Below are 21,065 nucleotides of genomic sequence, written 5' to 3' on the forward strand. Positions count from 1 at the left end.
AGAAAAATAATCTACACTACAAATCTAATTGAAAATCTCAACGGGAAGATTAGAAAATACACCAAAAATAAAATGTCCTTCCCCACAGATGAAGCAGTTCTAAAATCGGTATATTTGGCTTTAAGAGAAGCAACAAAAAAAAGGTCAATGCCTATTCGAAATTGGGGAGTGGTTTTAAACCAATTTACCCTTCTATTTGAAAAAAGGCTCCGATTATAAAAACCGAAGCCTTGACTTTTCAACTTACACACTTTTTGGGATAGTGTCAATTTTTTGCCTTTTTGCTCACTGATTGCTTACGCCTCACTCACGTACTTGTATGGGAGTGCAGTCCTTGAACGTTCGTGTGTGTGTTTCGAAAACTCAGCCAAACAATCTACCTATTCATCAAACCAAGACTTATGCATGTATTGTTTGTTTAGTCCTTGTTGTTATATATATAATTTATATTATTTTCTTTTACAATAGACTAAATTGATAAATAATCTTTTGAATACTAGTGCAGTTATTTTTTTTCGTACCAAAGACTAATACGATACGCAAAGCTTTCGTGCACTAGTATATTTTACTCAGCCTTTATTATTAAGAGTTTTATATTACCAAACCTTTATTCATGCCGTCTAGAAAGGCGTTAGTAATATCACTATTACTTTGTATCATTTCATCAGCATTATTGAATCCTAATATTTTTGCTACACTATCAGAGCTGTAATAGATTTGATTTGTTGTTTTGTCTTTTTTTATACTTACTTCTATTCCTTGAAAGTAATCAATGTAGTAATCGTATTGTGTATCTGAGTTTATTAATTTCATCTGTTTGTTGTTTATATTCCTAATTGGTTTAATATGTTTATTTGTTGTGGTTGGTAGATCCTTTTTTGTTTTCTTGTTTTATTACTATTTTCATTCCTGATATTGTGCGCAATCTCCTTTATTTGGGTTTCAAAATTTGACTCAAACCATATTTTTGTTAAGTACCGCCTTTTGATTTGTTCAAAGATCCTTTTGTCTGTATTGTAGTAGTATTTCAGTCCATTATGTGAGAGTAAAATACTGTTTTCTTTTTGCATCGAAATATTGAAACCAGTCACCTTGCAAAACCATTGATTCTTAATTTCAATTATAATATCGTTATGGGTGCATATTCCCCTATTATATAACTGTGAATCTGCACCCTTTTTGATATTGTCTTTAGGCAGTGATATTGCACCCTTTTTTAGTATTTCAAGTTTGTCATAAATGATTTGTCGCAATTGATTTTTTAAATTAATAGGTACTTTGTTTATTAGTTTATAGTACGCGGTTTTGTTCTTACTAAAACTATTGCGGTTTGATCCGTTGTTTATCTTGTACCATTCCATTGGATTATTAAACTTTGATATTTTAGTTTGTTCCTTTTTATTAAGAGTATTAAAATCGGTTTCACAATCTAAAATCAAAGTGTCTTCAAATTCAACTATTAAACTATTCACCAAAGCAAAATATACATTTACATTCAATAGATCAGTTAAATTATACACGCCCAGTTTATTAATAAACCTACTTTTTTTACTTTTCACTTCAAATCTGAATGTGTTTATATCTGAGTACTTAGGGAATTGTAAACCTTTGGCATACGCCTTGATTATTTTGTATTGATTTGCAGTTCCATATTTGGTAACGGAATAACTTTTTTTACTGTACGACAGTCCTGTATCTGTTTTAAATTCATTTTTTGAGTGATATATTATATATGTTATTAAGTTTCTTATATCAATTGGCGAAAGGATATTTAGACCGTATTCGATATTGATAACCTTGAATACTTCTAAATCTAAATTTAAGGCGTTTTTAACCTCGTATATAACTGCAACACAATCAATAATTTTAAAGTCGTTTGCATTGTGTAAATTGTCGTTAAAATAGTAATGAGGTTTAAAAAGTATATCTAATTTATTTGAATAAAAACAAAAATAAATTCCTTTGTATTGTTTTATTTTCTTTGTGTTTATAACCTCTTTATCAAATATATTTACTTTGTCGATATCACTATGCCAGTCCAATAATTCATGATTAAATAAATAATCAATTTGAGTTGTATTAGTAGTTTCTAATTTTAGTAAATCAATCATTTTTCACTATATTTGAGATGTTTCTGCATTGCCTGTTGAAACGAACTTTTGAACAAAGTATAAACGAGAGCCTGAACAACTCTCGTTTTTTTGTATCTTTTAGTTTGTGTTATAGGAGCTAAGAATGTTTTGAAGTATTTGTTTTGGAATCAGATTCTTAAACGTTTAGGGGTTTAAGACTTGCCTCTACTTCGGATCGTAAAAAGTAAACACGACCAGAGATTCCGAGAGGTTTTAGTTTTCCTGATTTTTGCCAATTGGAAACGGTACTAATGTCAACACTAAACATTTTCGCCACGTCTGATCGGGTCAAATATTCCTTTGGTTGGATTGGTGCGAAATGTTTTAAAAATTCCTGTAACTGGATTTTTATGCCCTCGTTAATTTGTTGTTGTAGTTCCTGAGGAGTTGTTTGGATAAATTGAACTTGTGCCATAATGAAATATTATTTGGTTAATACTTCGACAAAATTCATTCTATTTGAAACCTTTTAAAGGTTAGTAACGGGTTAGTAACGTGTATTATTTTTTCTTTTCGAGTGTAATATAATTGAAAAAAGTTCTTTTCAACTTGTCTAAAAATAGAGTTTCGCTTTCATCGTTTCGAGTGTTTTTAATATCATTTAACAATTTGTAAGGATTGTTTATTTTGAAATTTAAAAGATTTGCTAATTGATGTATTTTGTCTTCTTGGTTTCCCGTTCCTGTAATATTTCCATTTTCTATTAACGCCTTAGCTAATTCTATAAATTCGGTTTGTGTTCCATTCCAATTTAACGAGTTGGATGTGGTGGGTTCTGTGGGCGTTGTTTCAGTTTCGAAATAGGAAAGTTTTGATTCTAAAAAAACTATTATTTTAAACGAACTTAAATTATGTTTTTTTGCCGATTCTAAAAAATCCAAATCTCCGTTTTTATCTAATTCAATCTGTATATTTTCATGAAGTAATTTTACATATTCATTACTTGCCTCGATTGCTGGAATATCTATAAGACCAGCATAGAACTCTTTTATTTCTGCAGTTGCAAACATAACTTCGTCATGGTCTTCATATTCTAATAGAAATTTTTCTAATAAAAAGGGGTATTTTTCTTTATATTCGTTTAGAGTATAACTATTTTCAATTCTCATTTTTTGCCTGTATTGATTGAGTTAATTTGAACTTTGGTTTTTATTATTCCGTTCCAGTATTAAGAATTACTTTCATTTCGGGAGTTTTATCTTTGGTTAGTTCCTCGTAAAACTTCATAAATAAATCTGCGTTTGCGTCTTTGTCTTCCCGTTGGTTAATGTAGGTTAAAAACAAACTTTCTTTACTGTGCCCTGTGATTCCGATTAAAACTGCAGTAGGTATCTTTTTATAGTAATTGCTAGCAAATGAACGTCTAAAACAATGGGAGGCAATCAACTCGTATTTTGGATAGTTTCCTAATTCCTTTCGGTTTGTTTCTGTATTTAGTTTTGTTCCTTTTACTATTTCAACAATTCCAGATAGTTTACAAATCACTTTTGCATATTCGTTTAGTTTTTGGTGTGGTATTTTTTTAGGGAAGTGGTTTTCTATTATTTGCACAACATGAGGTGCAATAATACCAATTGTAACACTTTTATTTGTTTTTTGTTGTATGATATCAATGTAGTAGTTTTTGCCATTATAACGAATGTTGTTGGCTGTAATTTCTAGTAAATCCCCACCACGTTGCCCAATCTCGCAACCTAACAAGATCCAATTTCGAACATTGTTTAAACTTTCGGGGGTAATAGAAAGATTTTTAGTTAGTTCGGGATTTTCTTTTTTGAATAGGTTGAGGTATTCAATGTTTGATAAATCTACATTATTGATTTGTTCCAATTCAGCAAAAGATAATGTTTGAATATAACGGTCTTTTTCACTTTCTCTAAAATGTTGAATTATTTTTGAATAGGGAGTTATTTGTATATCGTTTTTTTCTGCATCAATACAAACCGTTTTAAGGATTTCCAATTGTTTACCAGCGTAATTAGTAGAATATTTTTTATCATTAATTAGCCAATTGGTAAACTTGTCAACAAAAGGTTTTGTAATCTCAATAAATTGAATTTGTTTTTTAATCTTCTTTTGATACTCTAAAATGATGTTTTTGAAAAGATTGTAGTTTTTGATTGTGCTTGGACTCAAACCAATTTTGTTTTTTACTTTGCGAGTGTTTGCATTATCGATTATGTATTGAATGTGATTTGTAACTATTCCAATATCGGTTTTTATAACTCTACTAAAGCAATCATTGATTTTTAACTCTAACCAATTGGAGTCAATCAAAACTCCTTTCCCTAAATCAATATTTAGATTTTTAGATACAAAAGAATCTAGTTTTTTTAGGTCGCTGGATAATATTTTATTTTCGGGATTGGTTTGTTTTGGGAGTCCTGTTGTTGCGCTCCAGTCTTTTGGATGGATAGAAAAACCTGTGCTTACTTCAAATACATTATTTCGGTCTATTGATAGACGTATTTTTATAGAAACATTTTTATTTGCCTTGCTTCTTAATCTAAATTGTACTGTTGCCATTTTTTGAATTTTTGAACTTTGAACAATTCAAAAGTAATTAATTTTTTAATACTTTTTACAAAGTTGCCCAACCATTGCCCAACCATTTTAAGATGTAGTTCTATGTTATTCTATTTTTTTCTACTCTTAATTAAGTTTAAAAAACCTTCTTAAGTACTGAATTTATAGAGTTTTAAGGTTGTTATTATGCAGTTTTCAGATGTTTAGTGTTTTGGCTAAATAGAATGTCTTGGCGTGTAGGTTCGAGTCCTATTATCCGCACAAAAAAAAGCTTCTCATTACGAGAAGCTTTTTTTTTTTTTTTTTTTTGCTATATTTTAATGAATTTAGATTTTTTTTGGAAAGGTATAAAAACAAAAAACCCGAATATTGCTATTCGGGTTTCGTGGTACCTCCAGGGATCGAACCAGGGACACATGGATTTTCAGTCCATTGCTCTACCATCTGAGCTAAGGTACCTTTACAATTTTAAGCCGTAGTGCTTGTTGATTGCGGGTGCAAATATAGAACCATTTTTAATTTATCCAAAACAATTTTTAAAAAAAATCTATTCGTACCTTCGCATTTATTAAAGTAAAAGTATGGTTTTAACAGTCGACATTGGCAATACTCGTATTAAAGGTGCTGTATTTGAGCGGTATACTCTAATTGAGTTTTTGGTTTTTGAAGTTGAAATGCTTCAAAAAAAAATTGAAACTATTTTAAAAAAATTTCCAAATCTTAAGTATTTGGTCGTTTCCTCGGTTGGAAATGTAGAAAAAGAGCTCTTTTTAGCTTTCGAATCTAAGTTGAAAGTTCATTTTGTATCCCATAAGGATGCTTTTCCGTTTATAAATAAATATGCAACGCCCACTACACTCGGAATAGATCGCATGGTTTTGGCGGCAGGAGCTACGCTTCAGTTTCCAGGTCAAAATAGATTGGTAATTGATGCGGGAACTTGTGTAACTTACGATTGTATCGATGCGAATGATCATTATTTAGGAGGGGCAATTTCCCCTGGGATTCGATTACGCTATCAATCGTTACATAATTATACGGCTAGATTGCCATTGTTGACTAGATGTGAACCAGCGTTTTTCATTGGTAATTCTACTGTAGATTCGATTCATTCAGGTGTTGTAAACGGATTGGCTTATGAAATTGACGGTTTTATAGACGAGTTCAAAGCAAAGTATTCAAAATTTATAATAATTTTAACGGGGGGCGATGCAGATTTTTTGGCGATGCGATTAAAAAATACCATATTTGCCAATTCAAATTTCCTTTTAGAGAGTTTGAATCAAACATTTCAATATACAATCAACAATGATTAAAAAAATCTTTATAGCAGCTTGTTTGCTTTTTTCATTAGTATCCTTGGCCCAACAAGGTACTTCTTCCCCTTACTCTTATTACGGAATTGGAGACATCAGATTTAGAGGAATGTTAGAGAATCGATCTATGGGAGGTGTGGCAGTTGAGCGTGATAGTATACATATTAATGTTGAAAACCCCGCAAGTTATGCTAGTTTAAAAAATACGACGCTAACTATGGGTGGTACTTATGGGACAAAAACACTTAAAGATGATGCTAATAACGCAACTGCTAAAAGAACAACATTAGATTATATGGTTGTTGCTATTCCGATTGGTAAAGCGGGTATAGGATTTGGATTGCTTCCTTATTCTTCAGTGGGGTACAAAATACAATCTATAAGTGCTGATGGCTCTAAAAACAACAAACGCTTAGAAGGAACAGGAGGAGTAAATAAAGTCTTTTTTGGAAGCGGTTATAAAGTGACAAACAACTTTAGTCTTGGTGCCGATGTGCAATATAATTTTGGAAACATTGAAACCGATAATTTAGAATATATTACCAATGTGCCAGTTGGAACAAGAGAAACTAATGTAGCTTATATTTCTGGACTAAATTTTAACTTAGGTGCTATGTATCAAGCTAAAATTACTCCAAAAGTAAATGTGTATTCGAGTGTGAATTATACCTTCAAAGGCAATTTAACTTCTGAAAACACTAGAACTATTTCTACAGTGGATTATGATGGTACTTTTGATATTGATCCAGAAGGTTTTGATGAAGTTAATACTACCAAAAAATTAGTATTGCCAAGTAAGCTGACGTTAGGGATAGGTTTTGGAGAATCTAGAAAATGGATGGTAGGAGCAGAAGTAGCTATGAGAGAAGCAGGGAATTTGGCAAACAATTACAACAATGTAACAGGTGTGACTTTCAATAAATACAGCCGCTACAGTTTGGGTGGATATTATATCCCTAACTACAATTCCTTTACTAGTTATGCAAAACGAATCGTGTATAGAGGCGGATTTCGTTATGAAAAAACAGGTTTAATGGTTCAAAATCAAAATATTGTTGACAAATCAGTGACTATAGGTTTTGGTTTGCCGGCACTAGGATCGTATTCTAATTTTAATATTGGATTGGAGTATGGGATAAAAGGAACTACAGCTGCTGGCTTAATTCAAGAGAATTATTTCAATGCAAGTGTAAGTTTCTCTTTGAACGACAAATGGTTTGTTAAAAGAAAATTCTACTAGAAAGTAGTGTTTAATTCAATTCAATGGTTTTTTCCTTAAAACATTATTTTGCTGCTTTGCTGTTAACGACTCTACTTTGGAGTTTAGTTTCTTGTGAAAGTAATTTTAAAGAATTGCAAAAAATAAATCTTTCCGAGTTTAATCCTTCTGGTGAAGCCGATTCAATCAATGTAAAGTATACCGACTCGGGTAGAATTTCTGCTATTTTGATTAGTTCTAAGATGTTGGACTATTCGGTAGTAGATTTTCCTTTTACAGAATTTCCAAAAGGAATCGATGTAACCTTGTTTGATGCTAAAGGAAAGCAAACCTTTGTAAGGTCAAATTATGCCATTTCTTATAAATCGACAGGTATTATCGATTTGCAAGGAAAGGTCAAAATTACTACACAAGACGGTCAGGTTTTGGAAACAGAGCAATTGTACTTTGATCAAAAAAACGAATGGTTTTATACCGAACGCCGTTTTACTTTTACCAGTCCAAAAGGATCCTCTACTGGTCAAGGGATTGATTTTAGTAAAGATTTTAAAGTAATAAATTCTCAAAAAATCTCTGGCGAAGTAGAAGCCAATAAATAAAATCGATATATAATGAAATATTTAAAATTTACTTCTTACGCTTATCTTATCATTGCTTTAATTTGTATTTATGATGGTATAACAAAGTGGAATGATGAAACCGCACAGCCTTGGTTGAGTTTTGGAATAGCAGCAATGGCTGTTTTTATGTTCTTCTTTAGAGCAAAATATTCTAAACGTTTCGAAGATCGCAATTCGAATCAATAGTTTTTTGTCTCAAAAAGGGTAGAGCAAATCATTGAAAATATATTTTCTATGGAAGCGGTTTTAAAAAAGATGGTGTTCGTTAAAATTGCTGTAAATGCATTTTTTTTTTAAAACTTTAAAAAAACTTCTAAAATAAAACACTCCAATTGTTATTATTAACTAGATAATTGTATTTTCGCAAACTGAATATAAAAATTAACAACAATAGAAATGGCAGTTTTAGCAAAAATTAGACAACGTTCCGCTTTATTGATTGCAGCAATCGCAATTGCATTGTTTGCATTTATTATACAAGATCTTATTGGAAAAGGTGGCCTTGGTCAAAACACAAAAGATGTTGGAAGTATTAATGATAAAGATATTGCTTTTGAAGATTTCAGACTTAAAGTAAGTAATCTTGAAAAAAGTGGTCAAGGAATTACTCCAACGGATGCAGCTAACAGAGTTTGGGAACAAGAAGTTACATTGGCTTTGTTGACTTCTGAGTTCGAAAAATTAGGATTGCGTGTTGGTGAAAAACATATTATTGAAGTGTTAAAAGCAGATCAAAATATAGGTAAAAACCCAATGTTTTTGAATGCCGCTGGACTATTTGACTTAGCTAAATTTAAAGATTATTTCAAGTCAAATCCAGAACAAGCACAATTTTTGAAAGACAGAGAGAAAGATGCTGAAATCAACGCTAAGTATCAAATTTACAACACACTTGTGAAATCAGGTCTTTACACTACAGACACTGAAGGTAAGTATAAATACGAGGCAGAAACAAATAAAGTGAACTTTGCTTATGTAGCAGGTTTGTACTCTACCATTAAGGATAGTGATGTAAAAGTTACAGATGCAGAAATTACAGAATATATGAGCAAGAACAAAAAGAAATTTAAGGCTGATGAGTCTCGTGAAATTTCTTATGTATTGATTGAAGATAAAGCCTCAGCTCAAGACGAAGCTGAAGTTAAAAATAAAATCACAAGCTTGTTGTCTGGAAGTGTTGTTTATAATCAAGCAACTGGCAAAAATGATACGGTTCCAGGGTTTAAAAATGCTAAAAATGCAATTGACTTTGTGAATGCAAATTCTGATGTTCCTTACGATTCTACTTACATTGCCAAAAAAGATTTACCTGCGGTAGATGCTGATCGTTTGTTTAGCTTGCCATCAGGTGCCGTTTATGGACCTTACAAATTTGGTAACTACTACTGTTTGTCTAAATCTTTAGGTTTTAAATCAGGGGTAAATGCAAAAGCAAGCCATATTTTAATTAGCTACGAAGGAACTCAAGTACCTAATAAAAAAGAAGTAAGAACCAAAGAAGAGGCTAAAGCAAAAGCGGAGTCTATCTTGGCTCAAGTTACTGCGAATCCAGATAGTTTCTTAATGTTGGCTTTTACTGCTTCTGATGATTCATCGGCGCAACAAGGAGGTGATTTGGGGTATTTTGGTCCAAATGCAATGGTGAAGCCTTTTAATGATTTTGTTTTCAATAACGGAATTGGAAAAATAGGTTTAGTAGAAACTCCTTTTGGTTTTCACATTATCAAAATTACTGATAAACAAGACGGAATTCGTCTAGCTACAGTGGCACAACGTATCGAAGCTTCTGATGCAACCTCTGATAAATTATTTGCTCAAGCTACACAGTTTGAAATGGAAGCTGCTGATAAAGATTTTGATAAATTAGCCAAAGACATGAAATTAACTGTTGCTCCAGTGGTTACAGCTAAAGCAATGGACGAGAATTTTGGTTCATTAGGAAATCAAAGAGCTATTGTTAGATGGGCATTTGAAGAAGATGCAAAAGTGGGTTCCATCAAGCGTTTTGAAGTGGCTAATGTAGGTCACGTGATTGCTAAAGTGAAAAGCATTGATAATTCAGGTTTAGTAGCCGTATCTTTGGCAAGACCTTATGTAGAGCCAATTCTTAAAAACAAGAAGAAAGCTGAAATCATTAAAGCTAAAATGACTGGTAGTTCATTAGAAGCCATCTCAAAAACAGTTGGCGCACCTATACAGCAAGCCGCAGGTTTGACATTAGAAAATGCTGTCCTTCCAGGAGGCGTTGGTCAAGAAGCTAAAGTTGTTGGTAATGCATTTGCTTTGGCTGCAAACAAAATTTCAGCTCCAATTGAAGGAAATACAGGGGTTTATGTAGTGAAAAATATAAGCACAGTAAAGGCGCCAACATTGAAAAGCCACGCAGCTTATGTAACTAAATTGAAAGTACAAAATAGTGGAGATAGTAACAGAGTGATTCCAGCGTTGAAAGCTTCTGCTACAATTGAAGACAATAGAAAACAATTTAGTTTCTAGACAAAAACTAGTTGTTATATTTTATAAAAAAAAAGCCAGATGCATTGATTTTGTATCTGGTTTTTTTTTGTATTATGTGCATGTTAAAATTTGATGCTAAAAGAATTACTGTTTTGATATAATAATACTCTCTTACAAAAACTTTTTTTGTACAGTATCAATTCGAACTATTTATCCCCCTATACGGTGCTCTTGAACTGTCTTATTTTAGATTCTAAACCAAAAAAGCAAATCAAAAACATTTGCCATCAAAAGCAAAGCAATCCAATACAATTATGAATTAATTACATAGATAAAAAAGAGTAAGGTTTACTAGAGCAATTGCAAATAGTTATTAAACATAAAGCCTGAAACATCATATGAAATCAATTCCGACAACAGCTGTAACCACTGGCAAATAACATTGTCAATCTTTTAAATATTTATTAATAATATATCGGGTTATCGGTTTCAAAGTCTTTCCAGTAGTGGGATGCAATCCTGGCTGATTGAAAAGTTCAATCTTACCGTCAATTTTAGCATACCAAACTATAGGATGACCATTTTCAAAATAGGTTTTTATAGTCTTTGGGTCTAGTTTTTTTAAATCTAGTCTGTCATTATTTATGGGAATACGGGGATAAAAAAAACTACTGCTTTCTGTGGAGCAATCTACTACTTCATATTGGTTATTACTCCATTGCATGCATTCTTTACTAGGAAACATCGTAACTACACCGATTCCCATGCTACACATCACAGCACCTGTTGCCAATAGTTTTCTGTACTTATTTGTTCTGGTTTTCTTTTCAAATCCTATCCCTTTTTCACTTACGGAAACAAAAGCAATGCGCTCTTCTTTATGGGTTTCTTTTACGCTATGTGAAGGCTCCTTAATAACTATTATGTCCTTTCCTTCATTTGAAAAGTAACTATGAAAAGGTCTTGGAGTAAAATCCACCAAAATGGCTGCCAATTCTATTCTGTTTCTATTTTCAGAATTCTTCTCGCCCTTTAAAAATGAAATCACCGATTTTAATTTTCCTGTACCATAGTTTTCTATGGCTCTGCTCAATTTCTCCCCCTCCTTTGCATTAAAAAAATACCTAAAAATCATTTCATCTTTAGGACTCAAATCAATTTCAGCCTTCCTCAAACACAAGTCTCTCAGTTGGGCAGGTGTTACATTGGACAAGTCCCCGCTACCATAAATCCCCACTCTTTTTATCGCTTGAAATTGCGCTTTTACCCCCTCTTTATATTCTTCAAAAGTAATTGTACTCATATGCCCCAACGGATTTTATTAGAATTAGTAGAACTTAACGGAATTACTGGAATTACTGGAATTCCCTTGAAATCATTCAACACAAACGCCATTCCTTTGCTACAGAATTAGTTTTTGTTCTATTTCGCGATACGAACAAATGTACAAAACTAGTTCAAAAAAAAGTGTTGCTAAACAGCGGGTTCGATTTATCCGGGAAGTATAAATTCTTAATCAACTGTTTTAGCACACTTCACTTCCCAGTAGTAGTAATCCAAAGGGCTTTTAAGGAAACACTCCTTATCCAAAATCTTCGATTTCATAATCGGACCGCCCTTCCTATGTCTAATTTTTAAATCAAATCTAATGAAAAGAATAGTAATCCTTTCGTGTTTTTTATTGTCCGCTATGGCGTTTGTTTCTTGTACTAATGATGAAATAGAACCAAGTTCACCTTCTGTCACCACTTCTGTCCTTGCCGATGATGGCGATACAGGTGGGAATTCAACGGGACAAACTCCAACCACCCCTCCAAAAAAATAAAAGATGCTCCTCCATTAATTGGAATTAATTTGATATTTTCGGGAAATGATACTTCAAAGAGTACATTTCCCGTTTTTTATGTCCCTGCTGTTGTTGGGTACTTTTTTCTTTTCTTGTACTAGAAGTGAGCCTTCCATAAACAAAGCAACCTCAGAAACAGCATATCATCAATACATTACTCCCGCAGAAGATTTTTATGCCAAGGGTGTGTACGACAGTGCTTACTATTACTACAATCAAATTCGCACCAAAAGTGACGCGAAAACGGATGGTGACAAAATAGTCTATTCCCTACTCAAAATGGCAGCTATTCAGCAAACGCAAGGCGATTATGTGGGTAGTGAGGCTACTGCCACCGAAGCGCTCTCGTATTTTCAAAAAAGTACCGAAGGCCAATACAAAGTGGCCATTTACAATACCTTAGGCATTAACTACCAACATCTTTTTGATTATGCCAATGCCATTCGGTATTATCAAAAAGCGAGTGCGTTAGCCGATACGCCGCTACAAAAAGCAGTGATTCAAAACAACATCGCTGTGGTGTATTTAGAACAACAGCATTATAAGCAAGCCATTCCACTATTGACGGTGCTCTCTCAATCTCCTATCGCACTGAATAATCTAGAACATCAAGCCCGAGTTTTGGATAATTTAGGCTACTGCTATTTTAAAATTCAAGATTCCAGAAGTAGTGCCTATTTAAAGAAAGCGTTAGCCATTCATCAACAATTGCAATTTGATTATGGTTTGATTACCAGTTACAGTAATTTGGCAAAATACTATCAAAAGAATCAACCCCAACTGGCTTTTAGCTATGCCCAACAATCGTATGCTAAAGCCACCGCTATACAAAGCACGGATGATCGCTTGTCGGCCTTGGCACTTTTGATGGAGGTAAGTTCACCTTCGCAACTTCGTAACTACACTAAACGTTACCTGCAACTCAACGACAGTATTAGCAAAGTCAAGCAAATCGCGAAAAATCAGTTTGCCAAAATCAAATACGATGCGACCCAAGAGCGCAATGAAAATTTACAATTAAAAGCGGAAAAAGCAGAAAATGCCTTGGCCTTAGCCCAACAACGATTCAACAATTATTTACTGTTTTTTATACTGCTGTTAGTGCTAATCGCGGTGGTGCTCTTGTATTTTTACCTGAAAAATAAAAGCAAAAAAGAAAAACAAGCCGCTATTTATGAGAGCGAAACTCGTATTGCCAAAAAACTGCACGACGAGTTGGCGAATGATGTCTATCAAACCATTGCTTTTGCCGAGACTCAAGACTTGCACAATCCAATTCAAAAAGAAACGCTATTGGATAATTTGGATAAAATTTATACTCGAACACGCAATATCTCGAGAGAGAACAGTGCCATCGGTACTGGTGCTTCCTACGAAATGGCGTTAAAAGAAATGCTTTCGGGCTTTTCGTCTTCTCGAGTACAAGTCATTGTAAAAGATATCAGTACTGTTCCTTGGGACAAAATAGCAGAAGAGCAAAAAATTGCACTGTATCGGGTATTGCAAGAACTCTTGGTCAATATGAAAAAGCACAGCCAAGGTTCCTTTGTGGTTTTGCGATTTGAAATGAATGCCAAAGCGTTCCTCGTTCATTATTCAGACAATGGCATCGGTATGCCCCATCCCATTCCCTCAAAAAATGGATTGCATAATGTGGAAAACCGTATTCGTACCATTGGTGGAAGTATTATTTTTGACACATCAAGTTCAAAAGGGCTTAAAATCCAACTAACGTTTCCTAAATAAACCAAGTATGTTTCAAAAAGTGTTGATAGTAGATGATATTGATTTCAATGATGTAGCAGCAGTGAGTGTTCTAGAAGCTTTGGCTGTGCCTCAAATAGACTTTGCCAAATACTGTGATGATGCCTTGCTAAAACTCAAAAGAGGCTATTTAGATCATGCCCCTTATGATTTATTGATTACCGATTTGTCTTTCAAAGCCGACCATCGTGCGAACCACCTCACCTCGGGTGAAGCCTTAATCGAAGCCGTAAAGGGATTGTTTCCCGAAATCAAAATCATTGCTTTTTCTATAGAAGACAAATCCTATCGCATCAAATCCTTGTTTGACCATTTGGGCATTAATGGTTTTGTAATGAAAGGACGCAACACCATGATTGAGTTACGCAAAGCCGTAGAAGCAGTAGCTAGTAATGACGCTCCTTTTTTACCCGCAGATTTACAGTATATTTTTCAGGATAAATTGGTCAACGAAATTGATGATTATGACATCCAATTGCTGGAGTATCTCTCACAAGGTGTCTCTCAAGAGGCGATGGAATCCGTTTTGAAACAAGCGGGTATTACTCCAAATAGCAAAAGTACCATCGAAAAACGCATCAGCAAACTCAAAATCTATTTCAAAGCGCTCAATACAACTCACTTGGTATCGATTACCAAAGATTTGGGGTTGATTTAAGAAGAGAGTTCCTCTTCCTTCAATAATTGCGATAACCCATTGGGTGAAATTGTTTTTTACCACATAGAATCATAGATTTTTTTTGCTTTTAAGAGAAATTAATAGACGTTTTACTATTCACATAGCTCATCTATTGTGAAAAATAGTGCTATTTTTGTTTGTTTCTATGTTCATTTGCTATTAATCTATGGCTCTATGTGGTGTGGTTTTTTTATTTTTTTTGAATTTCAACCAACGGGTTACGATAGTAAAAAAAACATCCCTTTACGGTTTCCCGTAAGGAAGTCGGTGCATAGCCCCTTACTTTTGATTTCGTTCAAAAATAATGCTAAGCCAGAACCGCTATGACACCTTCTTATCCTACCAAAACGTTAGTTTGTTTCTTGTTGTTTTATTTTGCTATGGTCTGTGCCAAAGGAAAAATTACACAAGCTTTCTTCACTCCAATGGATGGAGATAGTTTATCCACTCCTCTACCAAAAATACCATATGGTTTTCGCTACTACACCCAATTGCCCGTAACCAAAGCGTTCCAAACTCACAACTCAACATCACTTAAAAGCAATAGTTCTCACAGAAGAGGAAAAGGTAAAGCAGCCTTAACAGCACTCTAAATCACTTTTTTTTTGCATAATGAGGGAAACCGTAAGGAATTGATTTTGGATAGCGGTAGGTTTGGATGATATTAACCTGATACAAAACAACTATGGAATTACAAGTGGCACTAAAATCATTAGCTGACAAAATTAATTTACTAAAAGATAAGATTGAAACTGAAGAATCGACCAAGCATGCTTTTGTACTCCCTTTTATTACGCTTTTGGGATATGACACCTTTAATCCAACCGAAGTTGTTCCTGAATTCACCGCTGATTTAGGGCTTAAAAAAGGCGAAAAAGTAGATTATGCCATTATTCAGAACGACGAACCAATATTGATTATTGAATGCAAGAATTGGAAAGAAAACCTAAGTGTTCATAACTCCCAACTGTTTCGGTATTTCCATGTCTCGAAAACACGTTTTGCCTTGCTCACCAATGGTATTTACTATCAATTTTTTACCGATTTGGATGAAAAAAACAAAATGGATCAAAAGCCTTTTTTTGAATTTGATATTTGCTCATTGAAAGATTCTGCTGTCAATGAAATTGCCAAATTCCACAAATCCAGTTTTGATGTCAACAAAATTCTAGACAATGCCAGTTCCTTGAAATACATCAAAGAAATCCGAAAACAAATTGATTTAGAGGTACAAAATCCCTCTCCTGAATTTGTACGATTGTTTGCTTCCAAACTATACAGCGGTCGCTTGACCGAAAAAGTAATGGACGAATTTACAGAATTGGTCCAAAAAGCTTTCGGACAATTGATAGGCGAAAAAATCAACGAACGCTTGCATTTTGCCTTGAACAAAGAGGTCATTATTCAAGAAAAAGACCAAATCGAAGAAGTAGAAGAACCCAAAGTAATTACTAGTGAGGAAGAACTTGAGGGCTACCGCATCGTCGTGGCCATACTCCGTCGCAAACTCCCCACCCAACGCATCGTATACCGTGATACCCAATCGTATTTTGGCATTCTCCTCGATGACAACAACCGCAAACCCTTATGCCGATTGCACCTCAACGGTGGCAAAAAATACCTTGGGCTTTTCAATACAGACAAAAGCGAAATCCGCCAATCTATCCAAACTGTCGATGACATTTATTCATTTGAGAAAGAGTTATTGGAAACGGTAGGGTTGTATGAAGTTGAGAATAACTAAAACACTATTTTACTATGAAAACTAAACAAATCGCACTTCTTGCTTTTACGGCAATTTTAACAAACCCAAGCAAAGAAGATCACAAGGAAAAAGTTAAAGAAACTTTACCCACTTTTTATCAGAAAACATTAAAAGAAACGCAATTTGATTCTGAAAATTCATTTGCTGCACTTGGCAGTTTGATAGGAGAATCTATAGTAAATACCTTCATTGAAAATGCGATTACAAGAGACAATTATGTTCTTTTTTCCTTAAACAAAATTTCTTATCGAGGTGAGGAAAAATCAATTGGCTTTGGGTTATTCGGGAATGTTTTTTTGTCTGACAGAGTCGAAGAGGCTTTTAATAAGAATAGAAATTAATTGTTATGAATTTTGAAAAATGTCCACACTGCGATAAATCATTAAAAGGATTCTTCAGTACAGTATTGATTCCACAATCTAAAACAGAGTTTATTAATAAACATACTGAAATAAATTCATTAGCCTATTGCAATTCTTGCTCTCCTGAACTTTTAAATAAAATAGCCAGAAACTATCAACAACAAAAGAAACAATTGGAAGACAGATTAAAACAAATCATAAAATACATCCCTGTCATATCGAGCGAAGCCCCAATCAATTGGGAATATGATATAGTAGAAATGGTAACTGCACAAACTACATCGGGAACTGGCTTTTCTACAGAACTTTCAAGGTCATTTAATGATTTTTTTGGCACAACCTCAAATGCTAGTAACCAAAAAATAGATAGAGCCACAAAACTTTGTATGACTGATTTAAGAATTCAATGTGTAAAGCTTGGAGGAAATGCCGTCATTTCTACAGATATCGATTTTAATGAAATTGGTTCTGGTAGTACCAACATGCTAATGGTGTGTATGGCTGGAACAGCGATCAGAGTAAATGATATAAATAACTTCAATGAAAAAAATCGAGATTATATCGTAGAAGTTATTGAACTAACTGAAAAACTTGAGGCTATAGCCGAAATGAATAAAAACTAAGAACAATGAGAAGACAATCAGTAAAATCCTCAAATATTGCCGCAATAGGCTATGATGAAACAAACGCTATTTTAGAAATTGATTTTAAAAAGAGGTAGGTTTTGAAAATAAAAACCTAAAAATCAATATATTAGATAATTACTTTTTCACATATTAAGAAAGAAATAAACCTTAGCCAAGTTAACCTTTTTGGGAGAATACGAGAAGATATGTAGCGCTATAAACAAGTCAGGGAAATCACTAAAAAACGTTAGATTATGACAGAACAAGAAAAGCTTGAAAACATCATCATTAATGAAAATGCTTATATTTTTCACAAAACAAAAAATATAAATATTTCAAAATATAAAATTGATGCGCTTTTTAGAGACGCTTCTGCAATTAAGTCAAGTAACTTTTTACTAAAAGAGGTAAAAAAAACATTGACAATAAAAGATATTGAAATTGAATATTCGATTTGTATTTTTAAGTATAATACAAAACCAACTTTTATTGAAGAATCTGTTGAAAACTGGATTGAGACAAAATTGGCATATCTTTTAATTGTTGAAATTGATGATTACATTGTAATCAGTAGAAAAAACGTATCTAAAATTCAAGATTTTTTAAAACTTTTTAATCCTCTTGATTATAAAGTTTTATCTACACTTTTTGTAAATGATGAAACACAATTTGAAAAATTTAATCTTAAAAACCTTAATGTCTCCGATAAAGTTTTAAGAGAAAAAAGTTTAGAAGCTATAAACTTAAAAGAAAATTTCTCTGGACTAGGAGCTAACAACTTTATGCTAAGTTCGCTAAGGCTAAAAAATGCTAATGAAAAGGTTTCTTTAATTTTAAATTCTTCTAGAATAAATAAATTTGGCAAAAAAAATTCGATTGAAGATTTTTGTATTTGGGCAGAATTTTTAATTCGTAAAATTAAATTTCACACTGAAAAAGAAACTTTCTTGTCTGTCTTTGCAGAACCACAAGATTATGAAAGTGTTCGAAATACTTTAACTCCAATTTCAATATTGTTTACATTCAGCGGTTTATATACTGATTTCGAAAATGAAATCATTTCAAATACAGTTGTTAGATTTTTTGACGAAGACTTAGTATTAGAAAAAAATTTCGATATTATTAAATTCTTAAAAAGTTTTGAACGCCTTTCTAAAGTCACTTATGATGCTCATTACGATATCTTTAAAGTTGATAATTCTACAATTAATGATATCGAATTAAAATTTAACGAAAAATCAATTACGCTAAAGTCCCCAAAATTAAAAAATGTAATACTAAAAAAGTCAAATGGTACAGAAATACCAATCATAGATTATATCAGCCAATCTAGCAGTTTTATAATAAATTTTGACAATATCGACCTAGTATATTCGAATAGAAAATTATTTAAAGATTCCAAACTTTTAGGTAATATTGAGCATTTTATGAAGATTTTTGTGCCACATAATGAATTACAATTTTGTAATAGTGAAAAAGGCATATTTACTGTAGATCAAACTGAATTTGCTAAACTATCTATCTTTGATTTTGTAGAACAAAATTTTATGTCAGATGCAGAGTATTTCATCTGTGATGATTTATTAAAAGAATGGGCAGACCATATTGCGATATATGAAAGTAAAATTATCTTTTATCACTCAAAACACAATACAACTCAATTCTCAGCATCAGCATTTCAAGATATAGTTGGGCAAGCACAAAAAAATTTAGGAAACTTAAGTCCACAAGCATATCAGCTCCAAGAAAAAAGAGATACTTGGAGTTCAACTTATAATAATGATGGTATAAATACCAATATAAATAGACTGCGAAAAGGAAATAATATAGACGATGCCATAAGTCTATATCAATCATCTATCAATAACCCACATTTTAAAGGTGAAGTTCACTTGGTAATTGATTTTATTTCTCGAAGCACACTTGAACTAAATCTAAATAATTTGAAAGATGGGGTACCTTTTGCAAGACGTAGTGAAGCAATCCAAATTTTATGGTTTATATCATCTTTAATATCAAGTTGCCATGAAGTAAATAAAGATGTTTATATACATTGTAAGCCATAGTTACTTCGTCCTAAAAATCAACAAATAAACTATGCATTTGACTTAATTTGAAATAGGTTTTGTTTTTGAGAGATTTGGCAAATCCGAAAATAGGGCTTAATCTAGTACCAAATCCACTTTATTGCCAATACTTTAGTTGATATACCAAAAAAAGAATAAATTAAAATTAAAGATGAAAAAAAGATTACTAATTATTGCGATGTTAATTATTACATTAACATCTTGTTCAAAAAAACCTGGAGTTTTGACCGGAAATGTATTTTGGAAATACAATGATTATGTTGGAAATAAACCAGATGCAGGTTCGGAAGTTAAACTTTATTCAATGACCAATAAAGAAAACAAATATGAAACATCAACAGACGTTTCAGGGAACTTTAAAATTGAAGGAATTATACCTGGAGAATATTTTTTAATAATTCAGTCAAGTAATACAACCGATTCGCCAAAAGACCATTTAGACAATTTATTAATCTATTCGGAAGACTTAAAAAGTATATTTGGATTTGATGAAAGCAAATTTAAAAGAGAAATTGACGAAATAAATCAATTACAAAGTAAATACCAAGATGTTTTGACAGAAAATGACGCTAATAAATATGGAGGTTTATCAAAGCAAATAGATAAATACGAAAAAATTGAACGTGATATTACAGAGAAATCTTTAAATTTAATTTCAAAATTTCCAACCGAATTCAAAGAAAAAATAAATCTGTATTCAGGTTATGATAAGTCTTTTAAATTTATTCCAATTGAAATTAAAGAAGGCAAAACAAGTCATGAAAATGTTGATTTTGGAATAACATACAACTAAATTATTTACAATCCGCTAATACACACTACAAGTAAATTGAGCAATAGTCTAATTGAAAAGTTTATTTTGGATTTGGGTTCCGAAACCTCGGGATGGCACATCCGAATAATGGGCTTAATTTAATTTCAAACCTATAGCATTACCAGAAAGTCAAATTGTCTAAAAACCTAAATCAAGTCTCTGAATTTGATTTGTAAATTGTATCAAATTTTAAAATCCTTCCACTCAAACACCTTCTAAAAGGTGTTTTTTTATTCCCTTTACGGTTTCCCGTAAGGAACTCGACGGCAAGGCTTCTACTTTTGAAATAAAAAGACATGAGCCGACCCTTCCTTCTTTTGTTGCTTCTCTTTGGGTGTATTCTTTCCTGCAAAAAAGAACCCACTCAGCCTAAAGTTCAATCTTTGTATCAAGAGAAAATCACTCCGGAGGATGTCAAAACCCTCACGCCAGATGAAGCAAAAACATACCATCGGGACACGGTATATGACTACGAATACCGCACAGGGACTTCTGGAAATTATGAGTACCAATACCAAGTACACGGGCGGAATGAGGCCAAAGATTCCATTAACGGCTTGATCAACATCAAAGGGAAATATGGCGCTGGATTTCTCATCGACAACAACCAAGATACCCTTGCCGTAGAGGTGGAATGGGTAGCGTATGGCGTGCTAAAAGGAAAAGACCAACAAGGCCGCTGTTATGAGTTGAGAGTCCATTAATGATTAGTAACCTGAACTCGATTAATAATTTGGGTTGAAAATATTGCACAAAAAGGTAAAATTTAGTATATTTAAATCTCTGACAATTAAATATTTAACTAAATTCTACCTTATGATTTGTTTCGATAAAATTACTGATATTTTTTCT

General features: G+C 32.8%; 23 protein-coding genes and 1 tRNA gene. 17 read left to right on the forward strand and 7 right to left on the reverse strand.

The genetic code is table 11. From position 1 onward, the window contains the following. Positions 1-219: transposase (locus O9307_RS05965; protein WP_298296323.1), on the forward strand; the 219-nt coding region annotated here is incomplete at its 5' end. 372 nt (positions 220-591) lie between these two features. On the opposite strand, the gene O9307_RS05970 is transcribed toward O9307_RS05965, so the two are convergent. From O9307_RS05970 to O9307_RS05995, 6 genes are all read right to left on the reverse strand, one after another. Further along, positions 592-813, reverse strand: a complete 222-nt coding sequence (locus O9307_RS05970) for a hypothetical protein (RefSeq protein ID WP_298296326.1) — start codon at positions 811-813, stop codon at positions 592-594. A gap of 11 nt (positions 814-824) precedes the next feature. Further along, positions 825-2,111, reverse strand: coding sequence for a hypothetical protein (locus O9307_RS05975; RefSeq protein ID WP_298296329.1), 1,287 nt, complete (start codon positions 2,109-2,111; stop codon positions 825-827). 157 nt (positions 2,112-2,268) lie between these two features. Beyond that, positions 2,269-2,547: a helix-turn-helix domain-containing protein gene (locus O9307_RS05980; protein WP_131480035.1), complete on the reverse strand. Its 279-nt coding sequence runs from the start codon at positions 2,545-2,547 to the stop codon at positions 2,269-2,271. A gap of 85 nt (positions 2,548-2,632) precedes the next feature. Beyond that, positions 2,633-3,241, reverse strand: a complete 609-nt coding sequence (locus O9307_RS05985; RefSeq protein WP_298296336.1) for an RteC domain-containing protein — start codon at positions 3,239-3,241, stop codon at positions 2,633-2,635. A 43-nt stretch (positions 3,242-3,284) separates the two neighbouring features. Beyond that, positions 3,285-4,658, reverse strand: coding sequence for a phage integrase SAM-like domain-containing protein (locus O9307_RS05990; protein WP_298296339.1), 1,374 nt, complete (start codon positions 4,656-4,658; stop codon positions 3,285-3,287). Between the two features lie 386 nt (positions 4,659-5,044). Then, a tRNA-Phe gene (locus tag O9307_RS05995) sits at positions 5,045-5,117 on the reverse strand. A gap of 122 nt (positions 5,118-5,239) precedes the next feature. Between O9307_RS05995 and O9307_RS06000 the strand changes: the two genes are divergently transcribed. The 5 genes from O9307_RS06000 to O9307_RS06020 all read left to right on the forward strand — a co-directional run bounded on the left by O9307_RS06000 (position 5,240) and on the right by O9307_RS06020 (position 10,309). Continuing rightward, positions 5,240-5,974, forward strand: a complete 735-nt coding sequence (locus tag O9307_RS06000; protein ID WP_298296342.1) for a type III pantothenate kinase — start codon at positions 5,240-5,242, stop codon at positions 5,972-5,974. Next, entirely contained in the window at positions 5,967-7,214 is a 1,248-nt protein-coding gene (locus O9307_RS06005) for a hypothetical protein (protein WP_298296345.1), read from the forward strand. Before O9307_RS06000 ends, O9307_RS06005 begins: the two co-directional genes overlap by 8 nt. A 23-nt stretch (positions 7,215-7,237) precedes the next feature. Next, positions 7,238-7,792 (forward strand): LPS export ABC transporter periplasmic protein LptC, encoded by a 555-nt coding sequence (lptC, locus tag O9307_RS06010; protein WP_298296348.1) that lies wholly within the window; start codon positions 7,238-7,240, stop codon positions 7,790-7,792. A gap of 12 nt (positions 7,793-7,804) precedes the next feature. Next, positions 7,805-7,999: a hypothetical protein gene (locus O9307_RS06015; protein WP_298296351.1), complete on the forward strand. Its 195-nt coding sequence runs from the start codon at positions 7,805-7,807 to the stop codon at positions 7,997-7,999. A 210-nt stretch (positions 8,000-8,209) separates the two neighbouring features. Then, positions 8,210-10,309, forward strand: coding sequence for a peptidylprolyl isomerase (locus O9307_RS06020; protein ID WP_298296354.1), 2,100 nt, complete (start codon positions 8,210-8,212; stop codon positions 10,307-10,309). A gap of 406 nt (positions 10,310-10,715) precedes the next feature. On the opposite strand, the gene O9307_RS06025 is transcribed toward O9307_RS06020, so the two are convergent. Further along, positions 10,716-11,573: a hypothetical protein gene (locus tag O9307_RS06025; RefSeq protein WP_298296357.1), complete on the reverse strand. Its 858-nt coding sequence runs from the start codon at positions 11,571-11,573 to the stop codon at positions 10,716-10,718. Between the two features lie 345 nt (positions 11,574-11,918). Here O9307_RS06025 and O9307_RS06030 point away from each other — a divergent pair, with 345 nt between their 5' ends. The 11 genes from O9307_RS06030 (at position 11,919) to O9307_RS06080 (ending at position 20,917) form a co-directional block, all read left to right on the forward strand. Beyond that, entirely contained in the window at positions 11,919-12,095 is a 177-nt protein-coding gene (locus tag O9307_RS06030) for a hypothetical protein (protein ID WP_298296360.1), read from the forward strand. A gap of 45 nt (positions 12,096-12,140) precedes the next feature. Then, positions 12,141-13,862, forward strand: coding sequence for a tetratricopeptide repeat-containing sensor histidine kinase (locus tag O9307_RS06035; protein WP_298296363.1), 1,722 nt, complete (start codon positions 12,141-12,143; stop codon positions 13,860-13,862). Positions 13,863-13,869: 7 nt separating this feature from the next. Further along, positions 13,870-14,538, forward strand: coding sequence for a response regulator (locus O9307_RS06040; protein ID WP_298296367.1), 669 nt, complete (start codon positions 13,870-13,872; stop codon positions 14,536-14,538). 344 nt (positions 14,539-14,882) lie between these two features. Then, a complete protein-coding gene (locus tag O9307_RS06045) occupies positions 14,883-15,152 on the forward strand; it encodes a hypothetical protein (RefSeq protein ID WP_298296369.1) in 270 nt (89 codons plus the stop codon). A 92-nt stretch (positions 15,153-15,244) separates the two neighbouring features. Then, on the forward strand, positions 15,245-16,303 hold the full coding sequence (locus tag O9307_RS06050) for a type I restriction endonuclease (protein ID WP_298296372.1): 1,059 nt from the start codon (positions 15,245-15,247) through the stop codon (positions 16,301-16,303). Between the two features lie 14 nt (positions 16,304-16,317). Further along, positions 16,318-16,665: a DUF4359 domain-containing protein gene (locus O9307_RS06055; RefSeq protein ID WP_298296377.1), complete on the forward strand. Its 348-nt coding sequence runs from the start codon at positions 16,318-16,320 to the stop codon at positions 16,663-16,665. 5 nt (positions 16,666-16,670) lie between these two features. Further along, positions 16,671-17,309 (forward strand): heavy metal-binding domain-containing protein, encoded by a 639-nt coding sequence (locus tag O9307_RS06060; RefSeq protein WP_298296380.1) that lies wholly within the window; start codon positions 16,671-16,673, stop codon positions 17,307-17,309. A gap of 5 nt (positions 17,310-17,314) precedes the next feature. Further along, a complete protein-coding gene (locus O9307_RS06065; protein ID WP_298296383.1) occupies positions 17,315-17,407 on the forward strand; it encodes a KTSC domain-containing protein in 93 nt (30 codons plus the stop codon). A gap of 159 nt (positions 17,408-17,566) precedes the next feature. Then, positions 17,567-19,378, forward strand: coding sequence for a hypothetical protein (locus O9307_RS06070; protein ID WP_298296385.1), 1,812 nt, complete (start codon positions 17,567-17,569; stop codon positions 19,376-19,378). Positions 19,379-19,550: 172 nt separating this feature from the next. Beyond that, positions 19,551-20,192 carry a hypothetical protein gene (locus O9307_RS06075; RefSeq protein ID WP_298296388.1) on the forward strand — a complete coding sequence of 214 codons (642 nt, stop codon included), beginning with the start codon at positions 19,551-19,553 and terminating at the stop codon, positions 20,190-20,192. Between the two features lie 317 nt (positions 20,193-20,509). Next, complete coding sequence (locus O9307_RS06080) at positions 20,510-20,917, forward strand: hypothetical protein (protein WP_298296392.1); 408 nt, start codon at positions 20,510-20,512, stop codon at positions 20,915-20,917. The last annotated feature ends 148 nt before the right edge of the window (positions 20,918-21,065 follow it).

The sequence above is a fragment of the Flavobacterium sp. genome (assembly GCF_027531905.1).
Taxonomy (GTDB): domain Bacteria; phylum Bacteroidota; class Bacteroidia; order Flavobacteriales; family Flavobacteriaceae; genus Flavobacterium.